The sequence below is a fragment of the Sulfuricurvum kujiense DSM 16994 genome (genome assembly GCF_000183725.1).
Classification (GTDB): Bacteria; Campylobacterota; Campylobacteria; order Campylobacterales; family Sulfurimonadaceae; genus Sulfuricurvum; species Sulfuricurvum kujiense.
In genome coordinates this window covers 345407-361641 of the sequence record NC_014762.1, presented here as the reverse complement: position 1 = coordinate 361641, position 16235 = coordinate 345407, and the positions used below count along the sequence as shown (strand labels likewise).

General features: G+C 43.6%; 15 protein-coding genes and 1 tRNA gene. 9 read left to right on the top strand and 7 right to left on the bottom strand.

What is annotated here, in order from left to right; translation table 11 throughout:
* Nucleotides 1-24: 24 nt before the first annotated feature.
* Both fabG and gpmI read right to left on the bottom strand, forming a co-directional pair.
* Nucleotides 25-768 (bottom strand): 3-oxoacyl-ACP reductase FabG, encoded by a 744-nt coding sequence (gene fabG, locus SULKU_RS01860; protein ID WP_013459227.1) that lies wholly within the window; start codon nucleotides 766-768, stop codon nucleotides 25-27.
* Nucleotides 769-838: 70 nt separating this feature from the next.
* Nucleotides 839-2314 (bottom strand): 2,3-bisphosphoglycerate-independent phosphoglycerate mutase, encoded by a 1476-nt coding sequence (gene gpmI, locus SULKU_RS01855; protein ID WP_013459226.1) that lies wholly within the window; start codon nucleotides 2312-2314, stop codon nucleotides 839-841.
* Between the two features lie 95 nt (nucleotides 2315-2409).
* On the opposite strand from gpmI, the gene mraY reads away from it, so the two are divergent.
* The 7 genes from mraY to SULKU_RS01820 all read left to right on the top strand — a co-directional run bounded on the left by mraY (nucleotide 2410) and on the right by SULKU_RS01820 (nucleotide 9780).
* The gene (gene mraY, locus SULKU_RS01850; RefSeq protein ID WP_013459225.1) at nucleotides 2410-3468 is read left to right on the top strand and encodes a phospho-N-acetylmuramoyl-pentapeptide-transferase; all 1059 of its coding nucleotides are present in this window, start codon (nucleotides 2410-2412) and stop codon (nucleotides 3466-3468) included.
* Nucleotides 3468-4676 (top strand): UDP-N-acetylmuramoyl-L-alanine--D-glutamate ligase, encoded by a 1209-nt coding sequence (gene murD / locus SULKU_RS01845; protein WP_013459224.1) that lies wholly within the window; start codon nucleotides 3468-3470, stop codon nucleotides 4674-4676. Before mraY ends, murD begins: the two co-directional genes overlap by 1 nt.
* 55 nt (nucleotides 4677-4731) lie before the next feature.
* A tRNA-Phe gene (locus tag SULKU_RS01840) sits at nucleotides 4732-4807 on the top strand.
* A gap of 187 nt (nucleotides 4808-4994) precedes the next feature.
* Nucleotides 4995-5318 (top strand): hypothetical protein, encoded by a 324-nt coding sequence (locus SULKU_RS01835; RefSeq protein ID WP_013459223.1) that lies wholly within the window; start codon nucleotides 4995-4997, stop codon nucleotides 5316-5318.
* A gap of 274 nt (nucleotides 5319-5592) precedes the next feature.
* A complete protein-coding gene (locus tag SULKU_RS01830; protein WP_172633594.1) occupies nucleotides 5593-7680 on the top strand; it encodes a TonB-dependent receptor plug domain-containing protein in 2088 nt (695 codons plus the stop codon).
* A gap of 142 nt (nucleotides 7681-7822) precedes the next feature.
* On the top strand, nucleotides 7823-9253 hold the full coding sequence (locus SULKU_RS14195; protein WP_013459221.1) for a sensor histidine kinase: 1431 nt from the start codon (nucleotides 7823-7825) through the stop codon (nucleotides 9251-9253).
* Nucleotides 9250-9780, top strand: coding sequence for a hypothetical protein (locus SULKU_RS01820; RefSeq protein ID WP_013459220.1), 531 nt, complete (start codon nucleotides 9250-9252; stop codon nucleotides 9778-9780). The genes SULKU_RS14195 and SULKU_RS01820 overlap by 4 nt, the downstream gene beginning before the upstream one ends.
* Nucleotides 9781-9782: 2 nt before the next feature.
* Here the strand turns inward: SULKU_RS01820 and SULKU_RS01815 are convergent, their stop codons facing one another.
* From SULKU_RS01815 to SULKU_RS01805, 3 genes are all read right to left on the bottom strand, one after another.
* Nucleotides 9783-11084 carry a sensor domain-containing diguanylate cyclase gene (locus SULKU_RS01815; RefSeq protein WP_245535155.1) on the bottom strand — a complete coding sequence of 434 codons (1302 nt, stop codon included), beginning with the start codon at nucleotides 11082-11084 and terminating at the stop codon, nucleotides 9783-9785.
* Between the two features lie 518 nt (nucleotides 11085-11602).
* Nucleotides 11603-11824 carry a hypothetical protein gene (locus SULKU_RS01810; RefSeq protein ID WP_013459218.1) on the bottom strand — a complete coding sequence of 74 codons (222 nt, stop codon included), beginning with the start codon at nucleotides 11822-11824 and terminating at the stop codon, nucleotides 11603-11605.
* Between the two features lie 40 nt (nucleotides 11825-11864).
* Complete coding sequence (locus SULKU_RS01805) at nucleotides 11865-12509, bottom strand: ParA family protein (RefSeq protein WP_013459217.1); 645 nt, start codon at nucleotides 12507-12509, stop codon at nucleotides 11865-11867.
* 138 nt (nucleotides 12510-12647) lie between these two features.
* Between SULKU_RS01805 and SULKU_RS01800 the strand changes: the two genes are divergently transcribed.
* Together SULKU_RS01800 and SULKU_RS01795 are read left to right on the top strand one after the other, a co-directional pair.
* Nucleotides 12648-13052, top strand: a complete 405-nt coding sequence (locus SULKU_RS01800; RefSeq protein WP_013459216.1) for a hypothetical protein — start codon at nucleotides 12648-12650, stop codon at nucleotides 13050-13052.
* Nucleotides 13053-13061: 9 nt separating this feature from the next.
* Nucleotides 13062-13370, top strand: coding sequence for a YtxH domain-containing protein (locus tag SULKU_RS01795; protein ID WP_013459215.1), 309 nt, complete (start codon nucleotides 13062-13064; stop codon nucleotides 13368-13370).
* 19 nt (nucleotides 13371-13389) lie between these two features.
* On the opposite strand, the gene SULKU_RS01790 is transcribed toward SULKU_RS01795, so the two are convergent.
* A complete protein-coding gene (locus tag SULKU_RS01790) occupies nucleotides 13390-14457 on the bottom strand; it encodes an AI-2E family transporter (RefSeq protein ID WP_013459214.1) in 1068 nt (355 codons plus the stop codon).
* Between the two features lie 9 nt (nucleotides 14458-14466).
* Nucleotides 14467-16233, bottom strand: coding sequence for an ABC transporter ATP-binding protein (locus SULKU_RS01785; protein WP_013459213.1), 1767 nt, complete (start codon nucleotides 16231-16233; stop codon nucleotides 14467-14469).
* Nucleotides 16234-16235: the final 2 nt, after the last annotated feature.

The window sequence follows — 16235 nt, the reverse complement described above, 5'->3', positions numbered from 1 at the left end:
GCAAAACAGCCGCCCCAAGCGCTCTTACATGAACATTCCGCCGTTGACTTTGAGAGTTTCTCCGGTGATGTAGCTGGAATGATCGCTGAGCAAAAATGCGGTCGCTTCAGCCACTTCCGCGGCGTTCCCGAAACGGCCCATCGGAATTTTTGATGTGAACGAGGCTTTGATCTCTTCGCTGAGGACATCGGTCATATCCGTTGCGATAAAGCCCGGAGTAACCGTGTTGTAGCGGATACCGCTTGATGCCGCCTCCTGAGCAAAACTTTTGGTCATTGCGATCACGCCCCCTTTGGAAGCCGCGTAGTTCGTCTGTCCGGCATTTCCCGTTTCACCGACGATAGACGCGATATTGACGATGGCACCGAATTTTTGTTTGCGCATTGCTTTAAACGCTTCGCGGCATCCGACGAATGCGGAGAGGAGATTGGCGTTGATAACCGCCATGAAATCATCGCTCTTCATACGAAGGGCCAAGGCGTCTTTCGTAATCCCCGCATTATTAACCAAATAGGAGAGTTCGCCGTCCGCATCGATAATCGTTTTGATCGCATCGACAAATGCCGCTTCGTCGGCTACGTCGAATCCGATAACCGCCGCTTGCCCGCCGGCCGCTTCGATTTGTGCTTTAACCGCATCCGCCGCTGCCGCACCGCTACGATAATTGATCCATACTTTAAGACCGTAGAGAGCCAACACTTTTGCTACTTCCGCACCGATTCCCCGGCTTGAACCTGTTACCAATACATTTTTTCCCGAAAATTTCATTCTTATCCTTTTTATTAATAATTTTATAACGCTATCGGAGTAAAGCCCGCGTATGCCTGCATACTTTAATTTATATTAGCGGTGTATCCATCTCGGACGGAATATCCAGCTCCATTAATTTTAGAACCGTCGGTGCGACATTATTAAGGGCACCCGGATGTACTTCGCTCACCCCCTCAGCCATAACGAAACACCATACTTTTCCGACCGTGTGGTTGGTTAAAATATTGCCCGCATCATCACGCATCTCTTCGCAGTTGCCGTGATCGGAGGTCAATACCATCGAATAGCCGTTCTTTTGTGCCGCTTCGACGATTCTCCCCAATTCGTGATCAACCGCCTCGACGGCGCTGATTGCCGCTTCAAAATTGCCGGTATGTCCCACCATATCACCGTTGGCGAAATTGACGACCACAAAATCGATTCCCTCATCCATTGCTTTAACCACGGCACTCCCGACTTCGGGTGCAGACATCTGCGGCTGCATGTCATACGTTTTAACCTGCGGACTCGGGATCAGCACCCGAGTCTCGTTTTCATACGGCTCTTCGATACCGCCGTTAAAGAAAAAGGTGACATGGGCATACTTTTCGGTTTCCGCCGTATGCAGCTGGCGAAGCCCCGCTTTCGAGATCACTTCCGCCAAGGTATTTACGGGAGCATCTTTTGGGAAAAGAACCGGATAAGGGAAAGATTTGTCATACTGCGTTACCGTTGCCAAATGGGTCGGAACAAACACCCTCTTAAATCCGTTAAATTCAGGATCGCCGATCGCCGTCGTGAGTTCACGCATCCGGTCACTTCGGAAATTGAGCATCAATACCGCATCCCCCTCTTTTACCCCTTCATACCCGTAGAATGATGTAGGGGTAATGAATTCATCGGTCTCTCCCGAAGCATACGCATTTTCAATATAGTCGGCAACACTTTGTTCGCTTTGAGGGAGTGCACTCATAATCGCCTCGTATCCTTTTTGGACACGATCCCATCGGTTATCCCGATCCATGGCGAAAAAGCGCCCTCCGAGAGATCCGATTTTGATATTGGCCGACCCGTGCGCTTCTATCGTATTTAAAAAGAGTTTTGCCGATGTAGGAGCCACATCGCGCCCGTCAGTGATAAGATGGAGCCACACCTCTTTACCCATATCCGCCGCAATTTCGGAAACTCCGATCAGATGATCGATATGCGAATGAACTCCGCCGTCGCTCATAAGGGCAATCAGATGAAGCCGTTTGCTGGTTTTAAGCAGTGATGTAAAAACTTCATTGTGCTCAAATGTCCCCTCTTCCAATGCAAGAGAGATTTTGACCAAATCCTGATACAATACCCGACCGCTTCCGATCGACATATGCCCCACTTCGGAATTGCCCATTTGCCCCTCAGGAAGACCGACGCTCAAACCGAACGTATCGATCAGTGAGTGGGGAACTTCGCTAAACAATCGATCATACGTCGGTTTTTTGGCTGCGTGAAAAGCATTAAAGTCATGCTTCGGCGAGTAACCGATGCCGTCTGTAATGACCAAAACGGTTTTTTTGCTCAAATTGGCTCCTTCGATTAATCAAACTTTGTGGGGATTATATTAAAATGTCACTTTTGCATTGCTTTTAAAATTTAATCACAAAAAGAGTTCATAGAATGTTATATTGGTTTCATAAGGCCCTCGGTATCAATCTGTTCCAGTACATTACCCTTCGTGCAGGGGTCGCTTTTTTCATCGGTTTGTTGCTAACCCTCTTTTTTATGCCGCGCTTTATCGCCTGGGCACAGCGTTCCGCACGCGTTCAGCCGATCAACGAATACGTCAGTGCCCATCAGGGCAAAGCCAAAACTCCTACGATGGGAGGGATCGTTTTTGTGGCTTCTACTATTATCGCATCCCTACTCACCGTCAACATTATGAATCCGTTCGTAATCGGCGCGTTGCTCACTCTTGTGTTTTATGCCTATATCGGGTTTACCGACGACTGGGGAAAAATCCGCGGAGGGCACAACCTTGCCGGCCTCAGCGCCCGTGCCAAAATGGCGCTCCAGCTCATCTTCGGTCTCGCCATCGGCGTCTTCTTGATCCATTATGCGAAACTTGAAACAGGCTTTTATGTTCCGTTTATCAAATCGAGCCTCTTTGACATGGGGTGGGGAAGTATCATTTTTTGGGTGCTCGTGATGATCGCCACCTCTAATGCCGTCAACCTTACCGACGGGCTTGACGGTTTAGCTACCGTCCCCTCGATCTTTGCCCTCCTCTCACTCAGTATCATCGTCTACATCGTCGGTAACGCCGCGTTGGCACACTATCTATTGATGCCGAAAATCCCTGCCGGAGAAGTGGTCATCATCGCCATGGCGCTGATCGGTTCATTGCTCGGGTTTTTATGGTTCAACTGCCATCCGGCACAAGTATTTATGGGGGACAGCGGATCACTCACGATCGGTGCGTTTATCGCCTATATGGCAATCATCGGCAAAAGCGAAATCCTCCTCATCCTCATCGGGCTGATTTTTGTTATTGAAACGGTATCGGTTATCTTGCAGGTAGGAAGCTATAAGCTCCGTAAAAAACGGGTCTTTTTGATGGCGCCGATCCATCACCATTTTGAGATGAAACAGTGGGCGGAGAACAAAATCATCGTCCGTTTCTGGATCATCTCGCTCCTCTCCAATATTTTCGCACTCATCACTCTAAAGATCCGCTAATGAAAAATCAAAATATCGCCTGTTTCGGCTACGGGAAAACGACCCGTGCCATCGCCAAACTCCTCGGTCCCTGTACTTTTTTCGACGATAAAATTACCGTCCCCTCCGTCGATGAGGACGGCAATGCTCTCAAACCGGTGAGCGAATTCGATACCCGTCTTTTTACCCATGAGATACCCTCACCCGGTTTTCCGCCGTCGCATCCGCTGATTCAGAAGGCTCAGCACCTCATCAGCGAATACGATTTCTTCGCTCCCAATATCCCCTTTTCGATCTGGATCAGCGGTACCAACGGCAAAACGACGACCACGCAGATGGTAGAGCACCTTTTGGCTGACAAAGGCTCTATCAGCGGCGGTAATATCGGAACTCCCCTTGCCGAGATGTCTCCCGATGCCCCCATCTGGATTTTAGAGACGAGTTCTTTCAGTATGCACTATACCGATATCGCCCGCCCGAATATTTATGCCCTTCTCCCCGTCACCCCCGATCATGTGAGTTGGCACGGAAGCATGCAGGCCTATTACGACGCCAAACTAAAGCCCCTTAGTATGATGAAAGAGGGAGAAGCGGTCATTTTGCCGAAGATGTTCGCAGATACCCCTACAAAAGCTTTTAAAATCATCTACGAAGATGAAAAGGATCTCGCTAAATACTTCGGATTCGATGCAAACAAAATCAAATTCAAAGGGGCGTTCTTGATGGATGCCATGATCGCGATGGGGATTGATAAAATCCTTTACGACCGATGCGATTACGACCGTATCAATGCATTCGTCCTTGATCCTCACCGCCAAGAGGAGTTTCGTGACTCCCGTGACCGTCTTTGGATCAACGATTCCAAAGCGACCAATATCGATGCAACGTTAGCGGCACTCCGCACCTATGGCTCTTATCCGATCCATCTGGTGCTCGGAGGCGATGACAAGGGGGTAGAGCTCGAAGAGCTTTTTACCCCTCTTAAACGCTACGACGTCAGCGTTTATGCTATCGGAAGCAATGCGTTGCGTCTCGAAGCGCTCTGCAAGCAATACGATATCCCCTGTACCCTCTGCCATACACTCGATGTGGCGGTAGAAGAGATCAGCAAAAAACACAACCGCCACAGCATTGCGATGCTCTCTCCGGCTGCGGCTAGTTTGGATCAATTTACGTCGTATGCACAGCGCGGGAATCTATTCCGCGATCTTGCAAAAGCAACAAAATAACGATTAAGCTTACTTTTAAGCTTGTGAGGCTATAATTTCGGCCTCACAAATATGTGGCCAATTAGCTCAGTCGGTAGAGCAAATGACTGAAAATCATTGTGTCCTTGGTTCGATTCCGAGATTGGCCACCACCTTCAAATAAAACTCCACTAAAAATACTAGAGACAAAGCAAGGGTATCCCTTTCAATTCATTTATTAAACTTATTTGATTTTATTTTCCTACCGCATATATTAATTTCAATCATAAACTCCGAGTGCTATATTTCATCAAGTGCACTGAAAAACTATCTCTAAAATACCTTTCAAAAGGAGTTGTTATGAACACACGCGGTACATCTATACGACAGGTCGCATTAATGAGTTTCGGCTCAGATGAAGTTGAAGCGATGGAGAGTTTAAATACTCTATGGGTTCAAACCATGGATTTAAAACACGAGAATGCTCTTGTTTATCCGTTGGATATCATGGTAGAACACATCGGAGAGCTTTACCCTCTCAAATATATCGATAAAGACAACTTTAGCACCTATGAAGCGGAAAACGGTTCTGAGTGGCTTATTTCAAAATCACTTCACATCAATGATATCGACGCATTTTTTAAAGTATATCTGCATCTAAGCGATGAAGAAGCGGCAGCCTGATATTTCAGGCTGTTGAATTCACCGATCTTCTTAGTCATCAAATGATAGTTTTATAACCGATAAAGTTGGATTCAATGGGATATAAAACAAAAAAATTCCATAAAAACTGTTTTAATATTTCTTTGTTTTTAATAAGTTTCTATTATACTCTTCAGCCTATAAACCTGCAAAATTCTTGGACTTTTCGTTCTCAAAAACTCCTTTTATGATATGATTATGCATCAGTCAAATGAATATTACACTCATATTGATACTTTTTCAGTACGGAGCCAAATTGAAGCATTTATCAGTCTTTTGCATCTCGCTGTTATTCTCACATTCACTGCTCTTAGCCGAAAGCAGCGATGACCTTGATAAAGTACTGGAAGAAGCAACCACCATTGCGACAAAGACCAAGTTAAATGCCGATTACGTCCCCGGTACCGTAACGGTCATCAGCAGTGAAAAATTAAAATCGCTGGGGATAACCAATCTTGCCGAGCAGAATGCGTTTGACATGATTGTAGGATTTGACTCCTCCACCCTCTCGCTCAGAGGCTCAGGCTCAATATACGGGGCAGAAGGGAACAAAATAAAATGGATGATCAATGACAAACCGATAAGTGCGGAGATATGGGGAATTCCGAAGCTGGGTGTCGGGCAGATAGTTTTTCCGATACCGACCGATGCGATCGACCGGATCGAAATCATCAGAGGGCCCGGTTCAGCCATATATGGCGGAAACGCTATTTACGGCGTAGTCAATATCATTACTAAAAAAGAGACGGGTACTTTATTTACGACCCTGTCTCAGATGCAAAGCAATAAATTCGGTAAAGCGTTGGGAGGCTATACCTCTTTTAGACAAAACGACCTGGAAGCATCCGCGATTATCTCAGCCGAAAAAAGCGATGGCTGGGATTTGCCGATAACGACCCAAGCTCCGGCCGGAAGCGGCAATCTTCCGAATGCATACGGAAACAGCCTGATTATGGCGGATGTCTCCTATAAAAATTTTGATTTCTGGGCATACAAATTAAAAGCCAAAAACGACTATGCCCGTCTGCAATGGGACCCGTCCAACTTTTTGCCGCAAGACAACACCGAACCTGTCCAATCCAATACGTACACCATGCTGGGTGTGCAAGGAAAGTTTGAAATTACTTCCAATCTGTTATTAACGGCAAAAGCCGGGATCAATCAATACGAAAACAATGCTGACGTCATGTTTTTTCCCTCATACCTGCTGGGAAGCAATCCGAGCAATCTGGACGGTGTGCGTAAAATCGATTACAGAGAAAGTACAAAATATCTCGAAGGAATGGTAGAAACAACGATAGGTTCCAATCGATTGCTTGGCGGAGCCTATGCCGGATTTCTGTCGGTTGATCAAGACGATGTTACCCAAATGTGGAGCCGTGTCAGCGGGCGCACTGTCTATAATCCATCAGGTACATCGACCCATTTGCTAACAACAAACAATCCCAAAAGAATCAACAGAGCCCTCTATCTGCAAGATGAAATACAGCTCGATGAACAAAGCACGGTCACCGTCGGAGCACGCTATGACACCTACAGTGACGGACGGGAAGCTTTATCTCCAAGAATCGCACTGGTATATCAATACGATGAATCTAATATTCTAAAAGCTCAATATTCAAGAGCGTTTAGACCGCCTAGCTTTTCAGAGCAGTATTCTCCCAATAATCAGGCTTCACATACAGACTATGAGTCAGAAACAACCGATACAATCGAGTTGTCATACATTTTTAAAACCAAAGGTTCTTCCCTCAAAACAACCGTATTCAACACCAGAACAGCTAACATGATTACGTATCATGATTTCACCTATGAAACGATCAATCTCGAAAGTCCTACGACGGTAAACGGTCTGGAAATCGAGTTGAGCCAAAATTATGAATCGCTCGCTTTAGGTGCGAACCTGTCATTTTACAAATCGCGCAGGGGAGATGTCGAATTAACTAGAGCCGGATCTACTCTCAATTATGATTCCAGCGAATTTGCACTCTCGGCTAAATTTATAGGGAACCTGTTTGCTACCCTTAACAGCGATACGCCGTATCCGACCACTGTATGGTATCACTATACGGGAAACAAACACCGTGTAAACAACGAGACGCTGGATGAAAACGGCAATGTAAAAGGGATATATACCACGAACGGCTCCACACCCGTACAAGATTATGTCAATATTACCCAAAAAATCAACGGAATCGCAAAAGACCTCGATTTGGAATTCGGGGTAAAAAATCTCTTCGGCAAAACACTAAAAACTCTCTATTTCCCGTTAAATCCGCCGAATACGAGTGACATTCCGTATATGAAGCAGACATTTTGGGTCAATTTACTGTATAGATTTTAAGAGATGTCTCATACTAACACATACCATATGTTGTAATGTTTTATCGGTCCATATAACTGAAACGATCAAATTCACCTAAATTAATCATAAATTAACTAATTTTTGCATAATATTAATTTATGCTATTAAACATTGGATTCGGATGACACAAACGCTTATCGGGAAATTCGCATGGGTATTCTGGCTGCTTTATATCGCAGTTATAGCCCCAATATATATCTTTGTTCAAGTTAATGTCTCTTCAGTCCTCAACGAAAGCGAAAAAGCAAAAATTGAGCTGATTATCCAAACGCTCAAACCGATCATCTCTACCTATCTGACATTCGATCAAACAGATATGCTCAACGATACGATGCGTACATTTTTTCAAAATCCTAATATTAAAGATGTATCGTTGGTCGATGTCAACCAAAATATTATTTTTGAACGCCATTATCCGCATTCCAATATCCATAAAACCATAACCCTCACGACACCTGTAATCGATTCTATCACCCATCAGACACAGGCGACTCTGATAATCAGTTATTCAAATAATTTCGTTCACGATCTACAGTACAAACTTTTTACGCAATTGATTGTCCTCTCGCTGTTTGCGCTTCTGATATTTACAATTACCTATATCTATTTCAGAAAGCAGTTTTTTGTCCTTCGTCTCTTGGCAAACTGGATGGGAGACTATTCGATTCACAAAGCTTCCGAGCCGTTTAAAAGCGATAACAACAATACTGAAATTCTGACCATTACCTCTTCAGCCAACAAAATGGTCGAGACCATTGAAGACTACCGCGTCCAAATGGAAGAGATCAACAACGAACTCGAAATGCGCGTCGAAAATGAAATTATTCAGCGTCGTGAAAAAGAGCAGCTTCTTATCCACCAGTCACGCCTCGCCGCAATGGGTGAAATGATTGAAAGTATCGCCCATCAGTGGCGTCAGCCTTTGAATATCATCGGTCTTGCGGTTGCCGATATGAACATGAAACGCGCACTCGGTTCTCTTGGTGAACAGGAGCTTGAAAAAAATACCGCTATCATCGATAATAATCTCCAGTTCATGTCCAATACGATCGATGATTTTCGAAACTTTTTCAATATGGACAAAGAGTCTCTCAATTTCTCACCGGTCCAGCCTATCCATGAAATTTTCTCCCTTTTGGATGAGCAGCTCCGCTACGCAAATATCACCTATCTCATACATGAAAACTGTAATCAAGAAATTTTCGGCGTTGTCAACGAATTCAAACAGGTTATTTTGAATATTATCAATAATGCTCAAGACGCTATTAAAAGCCGGAAAAATCAAATCGGAGGAAAGATCGAAATAACATTGCGCTGCGACATAAACTATCTTTATATCGATATCAGCGATACGGGAGGCGGTGTTCCGATTAAAATCGTTGAACGTATTTTCGAACCTTATTTTACAACCAAACTTCATAATAAGGGGACAGGAATCGGGCTTTACATGTCCAAAGTCATTATTGAACAACACTTCGAAGGGAGCCTCAGCGTGAGTAACACCGATGATGGAGCCCTTTTCACCATTACTATGCCTTTGAAACACACATGAACAAAATAGTTCTTATTCTTCTCATCCCTTTACTCCTTTACGGCACAACGTACGATGCGACGCTATTGCAGATTGGGGCAAAAATATTTCCTAAAGTCGCCTTAATGGAAAAAGGGACAAAAGAACGTATTCAATCGACCGTAAACTTTGTTATTGTCGCGTCCCCGTCCAACAAAGCGGCTGCGCAGCGATTATCGGAGATAATAGAGCATCAGTACAATGGTATCCTAGCCGATCATCCACTGGCCCTCTTTGTTGTCTCACCCAAAGAAGCATTGGAGATCAAAAATGCACACAGCTTTGTTTTGCTCATGGACCCGGATGACAGTATTCTGCCTATGGTGTTAGAACATGCCGCAAAAACAAAAACTCTGACGTTTAGTTTCGATCCTTTACTGCTGCAAAAAGGGGCTGCCGTTTCGCTTTACATCGGTAGAAGCGTCAAGCCTTATATCAACCTTGCCACGCTTAAACAGGTCCCCTTTACGTTTGAATACGGTTTCTTAAAACTTTCTCAGCCCTATTAATATCAAACCTTACACCCTTCCACCCTGTTTCTGCCGTTTTTCTTTGCTTCATACAATGCTCCGTCCGCTTTTTCGAACAGTGTTTTTTTGTTGTCATCGTCGGAAAGCTGCGCAACCCCGAAACTGAGCGTCATCTGATTTTCGACATAGCTAAACGGGTGCAGCTGGACAAGTTTTCTTAGATTTTCAGCCAAATTACAAGCGCCGTTAATGTCTGTAGAGGGAGTTAATATGACGAATTCTTCTCCTCCCCATCGTGCAAAAATATCTCCGTTCTTAATGTTATCTTCAATCAGCTTCACCAAATCGATCAAAATAGTGTCACCCGCCTGATGCCCATAGGTATCGTTTACCAGTTTAAAGTTGTCAACATCGAAGATTACTAATGAAAGCGGGATATTGTTTTGCTTCGCTGTAGCGATCTCCAATGCGAATATGTCTTCAAAGTTTTCACGATTATTTATCCCGGTCAACTTATCTTTGTACGCTTTTTGTTCTAACGTATTGGTCATCGAATAAAGTTCATCGACTTTGTTTTTCATCGCTTTGTTGATGTTTCTCAACTGTTGTTTGGTTTGTTCAAGCTCGGTAATATCATGACGGATCGCGATGTATTCAACAACATCCCCGTCCACATCCAATATCGGTATGACTGTTGTATCGACAATATACTGACCGCCGTCTTTTTTCATATTGGTGACAACGCCGCTCCAGCTTTTTTTCGCTTTGATAGTGTCCCACAGCTCTTTAAATGCTTCTCTTGGCATATCCGGATGTCTAATGATATTATGCGGTTTGCCGATAAGCTCATCTCTTGAGTAGCCCGATATTTCGCAAAACTTGTCATTCACATACGTAATAATCCCTTTGGGGTTTGTTTTCGAAACAATATTACTCAGATCAACCGCTTTTTTATACTCGGTTAAAAGATTGGAATTTTCACTTTTGTAATTTTGGTTGCTGTTTATAATGGTTTCAAAATTCAATTCTAAATCAATCGCCATCTGAAGGGTCAGCGAATCAATCTCACTCTGCAACGCATACGAGAGGTTTCCGTTTTCGAAAATAACCTGCTCAATCGCATTTTTCAGTTTGAATACCAATGTGAACAGATCGGCCACCGTTACGTTGTAGTTGTTCAATAGCTGTAAAAAATCTATTTTGATCTGACATTCCGAAATAGTTGACCGCCATTCGATCACGCTGATGAAACAATCGCAAAACTGATAAAAAAGATAGGTGTTTTTGTCTATAATCGGTAAAGAATGCCTATGAAGTACATTCTGTACTTCACTTTTTTCCATCCAAATCTTTATTATTTTATTTCTGTGGACACGTAAAAAATAAGAAAACTCTTCACTATTTATTATTTTTATCATCTACGCTTACCTTTTACTCTTACAATATTTTTTTACTATTCATTGTATTATATCGACAATGAAACTCACATAGCTAATCCGAATGGCGGTTTTATAATCAATGTTTGGAGATCCGCCTTTTTTGATCTCTTCGAACTACGTTAATATTCTTCCAGGACAGTTCATGAAGACCGTTGGAGCTCTCTTTCTTTTACTTTCGATAGCTGTAAATCTTTCCGCCCAAACCTATGAAAAAAAATGGATTCCCATCAAGCCGATAAACGAGAATGAAGTTTCAAGACTGGATAGCAATAAATCCAAGCTTCAGCCCGCTGTCCGGATGATTCAGAATCTAACAATGATTAAAAACCTGCTGGACCACGTTAGTAAAGACGGATTAAATTCGGAAGAAAAAAAAGTTGGTACTCTTTTGAACCGGCGGATAATGAGTGAACAATCAAATTTCATATCAATCCGTCACGCTGCATCCGTTCCTGAAGCGCTATTAGAATATACGCACTCACCGTCCCGCCGTGATATTCCCGGATTTTTTCTTCCCACTGCGTCGGGATGGTTATCAATTTCTTTTTCTTCTCTTTGTCACTCTTTGCACTCTCCTCTCTTTCGCTCATAGCTGCCGAACTTTTTACTTTTTCAATATTTTGCAGAAAACTCTTTTTTGCCACTTGATATCCTTTATATATTAATTATATATATTTTAAATATCTATTTTATATTCAAAATAGATTTAACTTCCACAATCAGATCATCCATTTCCTGATCGGCTTTACTGAAAATCCGGTATTCTTTGATACTTTTTCCTTCACCTACGGAATGGGCGATATCAACGCGCTGGCGGAGGATGGAAACCATCAGTTCGAAATGTTCGGATGTACAGATAAAATCAACCAACTCGCCGAACCGTTTCATTGCGGGATTGATATTGTTAAAAAGGACATGGGTTTTAATCGTTTCGCCTTGGATTACTGAGAGACTTTTGAGTATCTCTTCGTACTTTTGCAGCCCCATCAGATCAAACGGCTTATCACTCACCGGGGTAATAAGCAGATCCGAAGCGATAATTGCGATACGGTTAAAAGCACTGTCAAATCCCCCCGAATCGATAATGGTCAGAACGTCATCCGAATCTGCCGCCGCATACTCCGCCAACTCTTCGGCAGTATTAAAATGGATCATTTTTATCGAGGGTAGATTATGTTCTTTACGAAGTGCGTTCGTCACGGTAAGAGAACGTTGGGTATCAAGATCTACGATACGGGTATCCATGATGCCGGAGAAATAAACGGCAAGATTCCATGCTACCGTAGATTTGCCGACACCCCCTTTTTGGTGGGAAAGAGTCAGGATCATTTATATGCCTTAAATATCGAATTAATATATAAAGTATATATATTGCCACCTTAATCCTTGCTATAGCAAATGAAAATTAAATTACCTCATATTGTAAAAAGCACGGTATAATAGTCCTTTCAGGCTGGAGGTTTAACAATGAGCGAAATAGGGTTACTCACTGTTTTTGTCGGAATTATCGCACTGTGTATGGTGATTATTACGTCCGTAGTTATTTTCATCGGAATACAGTCGTCTAAAACAATGCAAAAGTCACAGGAACTTATGGCACATCTGCAAAATGAGCTTAGTTTCCTCGCAACTAAAGCGGCGTTGACTCTCCATGAAGTGAATGAGCTTATCGGCCATCTCAAAGAGGAGACCAAAGCTCTGAGCGACAAATCAAAACTTTCCTTGCATGAATTACACGATTTGATCTCCTATCTTCATGATGAGACTAAAACGCTCGCACTGAAAGCATCCAACGGTATTGCAAAAGTGACAATAGGTTCACTTGCCATCGGAGCGATTTCGCAATTTTTCAAGAAAAAAAACAATTCATAGGAGTAACACATGAACCAAGACAATACACTCAGTTTTATCGTAGGTGCCGCACTCGGCGGAATTGCGGGATATTTTCTTTTTAAACATCAAGACCAGATTGTGGATAAGATCCATGAACTTGAGGGGAATCTCAATATCGACCATAACGCTTTGATCGATAAAGCAAAACACAAACTCGATGCCCTAACCCAAAACGTACAATCAACGATTGAACGCTATACGCACGGCAGTGAAGACAAATCAACCGATGAAATCACATCGATCATGGCGGAACTAGCCAAGCTTCGCGAAGAAGTCAGAGAGCTCAAAGCAATCTAACCGCTTCCTTTTCTCCTCCTCAGGGGAGAAGAACACGGTTTGTTTTACGCAATGTCCTAAGCGTTGTCATCGCAAAAGCAACGATCGCCGGTCCCAAAATAAATCCCCAGAATCCGAATGTCGCCAATCCACCTACAATCGCAAAAAAGATCACAAACTCGTTTATTCTCCGTTTTCCGATACTCAAAGAGCGGTTTACAAAATTCAAAATTACCAATTTGACAATATTATCGATGAAAAAAGCCATCATGGCCCAGGAATAGAGAGAAATTATAAATGCGTTTACGATGTTTCCCGACATATATTCATGTACCGCAACCGGAATCCAAACCAACGCGGTTCCGACGACGGGAATAATCGCCGAAATCCCGGTTAAAAAACCCAGAAGCAAAGGGTTATACCCCTCAAAAAATGCGATAAATATTCCGAATGCAAGCCCTTGTGCGATCATAACACCGACCAAAGTATAAAACACAACGGCACTCATGATCGTCATCTCATCCAAAAAATCCCTCTTAATCGAACGCGGCAACGGAATAATGGGGAGCAGAAACAATAAAAGGCGCCGGCCGTACCATGTCAGAAAGAAGAAAAAAATGACGATCATCGCCATCTCACCCAACATGGAGGCAAATGTTTTGATTCCGCTTCCGAACCATCCCGCGAGAAAAGCGATGATTTCATCCTTGTGGTTTCGGATCTGTGTCAAGAGGTTATAAAGGGGATCGCTAAGCCATTGCAAAAATGTGGGAAGATTCAAATAAGGGGAATCAATCTTATTCCCGATCATACGGATCATATCAAGAGTTTTGGCAGGATTATCAAGTATCTGATACAAAAAAATGGCTATCGGTAAAAAGATTATCAATGAAAGACCGATACTGACAATCGACGCGGAAACAAGTGAAGCGACGGAAACGAGTGCAGGATAGCGATCTATACGGGATTTAATCGATCTGTACAGCGGTGAAACCGCCATAGCCAATAAGAGTGCTACAAAAAAGCTCTTCAAGAATGGGGAAAAAAGCCATAGAATGAGAACAAATATACCAAAACTCATCCAACGTAAAAAATTATTTTGCTGCATTGCGCTTCCTTATCCGTGCTGAGAATTTATAAATCGCTTGTAACTGCCGTCGATGGCTTCCAAAACATCACGAGTCCCCTCTTCGAGAATAATACCGTTTTCCAACACATAGATGTAATCGGCGCGTGTCACCGTACTCAGCCGATGGGCAATGATTATCACCGTTTTATCTTTCAAAAATGCTTCCAATGCTTCAAAAAGTTTGCTCTCCGTATGCACGTCGAGGGCTGAAGTGGATTCGTCAAAAATGACCGCTTTGGGCTTGGCCAATACCATCCGTGCAATAGAGAGACGCTGGCGTTGTCCGCCGGACAATCGGATGCCGAATTTTCCGACCTGAGTGTTTAACCCATCCGGCAACGTCGACACAAACTCCGAAAGCTGTGCTATCTCCAATGCTTTTTGAATCTCATCATCTCTGATCTCATCCCCCATCGTCAAGTTGAATCGAAGGGTATCGTTAAACATCAGCGGCTGCTGCAGCACGACAAAAACGGCGTCGCGTACATTCGGAAAACCGATATCACGTACACTGACACCATTATAAAAGATATCGCCTGAGGTAGGTGGATAAAATCCAACTAACAGTTGCGACAAGGTACTTTTTCCGCTTCCGCTTGCTCCAATAATCGCAACGGTACTTCCGGCATGTATATCGAGATTCACCCCCCGCAATACCGGCTCTTTCTCATCGTATCCAAATACCAGATTTTCTGTATGGATCGAAAGGGGCCCAGACGCCGATATGGATTGTGCAGAGACATTAGCCGTCGGTTCGGTCGGAAGAGACAACAACTCATTCAATCGCTGAAGGGCATTTTTGGCATTGGCAAAGCTGTATTGCAGCGAAAGTAAATCCTGCACAGGGGTCATCATAAACCACAAATAGCCGAAAATCCCGAACATCAGACCGATAGAGAGATGCGAATATAGAACCATCACAAGACCAAGCGCACGGAAGATTTCGAATCCGCTGAGAAACAGGGTATATGAATACCGCTCACCCATCAGCGCTTTTATACCGTATTCACTGGCACTTTGTCTCAGCCGTTTGGAGTGATCGATTGCGTTGTCGATAAAACGCTCTTCCTTGTTGCTTGCCCGGATCTGCCCAAAAAGATCACACATCTGGGTCAGCGTATCGGAAAGCTCCCCTATAGTACGGTTCTGCTCTTTTTTTAGCATCCCCACTCTGCCCGATATTTTACGGGTCACCAGCATAATGAGCGGCTGAAAAATGAGAATGAGGATTCCGAAAAGGGGATTTATCCAGATCAAAACGACCGCAACACCGATCAAGGTTGCGACAGAGACGATGAGTTTTGAAAGGGCACTCCCCAAAAACTGCTCAATCGTATCGATATCGGTGATGAGATGGGTAATGACTTTACCGCTTCCCAGACGCTCGTATGAACTCATCGAAACATGTTTTAGATGTTCCAGTGCACGGACGCGGATGGTAAAACTGAGTTCTTGGGAAAGAGTGATAAAAAACTTTTGAGAGACAACACTCAAAATAAAAAATAAAAATCGAAGAGTGATCGTCACCGCCAGAACGATCCCGATATAGATCAGAGGATCATGTGCCGAGCTTAACTGATCGATTACACCGGTAACCGTTCCCCCTTTTTCTAAAAGAACCTCATCTACCATTAGCGGGATCAGTAACGGAATCGGTATGGAGACCAATGTTGCTATGATCGCAATAACATTTCCCCAAAATAAAGAGCGTTTATAGCGTAGCATCATGCCAAATAGGGTTTTAAATGTAATCATTT

Bases quoted from the DNA above. Each gene is read 5' to 3' on its own strand.
- fabG (WP_013459227.1), bottom strand. From the start codon at position 768: ATGAAATTTTCGGGAAAAAATGTATTGGTAACAGGTTCAAGCCGGGGA.
- mraY (WP_013459225.1), top strand. From the start codon at position 2,410: ATGTTATATTGGTTTCATAAGGCCCTCGGTATCAATCTGTTCCAGTAC.
- murD (WP_013459224.1), top strand. From the start codon at position 3,468: ATGAAAAATCAAAATATCGCCTGTTTCGGCTACGGGAAAACGACCCGT.
- SULKU_RS01835 (WP_013459223.1), top strand. From the start codon at position 4,995: ATGAACACACGCGGTACATCTATACGACAGGTCGCATTAATGAGTTTC.
- SULKU_RS14195 (WP_013459221.1), top strand. From the start codon at position 7,823: ATGACACAAACGCTTATCGGGAAATTCGCATGGGTATTCTGGCTGCTT.
- SULKU_RS01820 (WP_013459220.1), top strand. From the start codon at position 9,250: ATGAACAAAATAGTTCTTATTCTTCTCATCCCTTTACTCCTTTACGGC.
- SULKU_RS01815 (WP_245535155.1), bottom strand. From the start codon at position 11,084: ATGGAAAAAAGTGAAGTACAGAATGTACTTCATAGGCATTCTTTACCG.
- SULKU_RS01805 (WP_013459217.1), bottom strand. From the start codon at position 12,509: ATGATCCTGACTCTTTCCCACCAAAAAGGGGGTGTCGGCAAATCTACG.
- SULKU_RS01800 (WP_013459216.1), top strand. From the start codon at position 12,648: ATGAGCGAAATAGGGTTACTCACTGTTTTTGTCGGAATTATCGCACTG.
- SULKU_RS01795 (WP_013459215.1), top strand. From the start codon at position 13,062: ATGAACCAAGACAATACACTCAGTTTTATCGTAGGTGCCGCACTCGGC.
- SULKU_RS01790 (WP_013459214.1), bottom strand. From the start codon at position 14,457: ATGCAGCAAAATAATTTTTTACGTTGGATGAGTTTTGGTATATTTGTT.
- SULKU_RS01785 (WP_013459213.1), bottom strand. From the start codon at position 16,233: ATGATTACATTTAAAACCCTATTTGGCATGATGCTACGCTATAAACGC.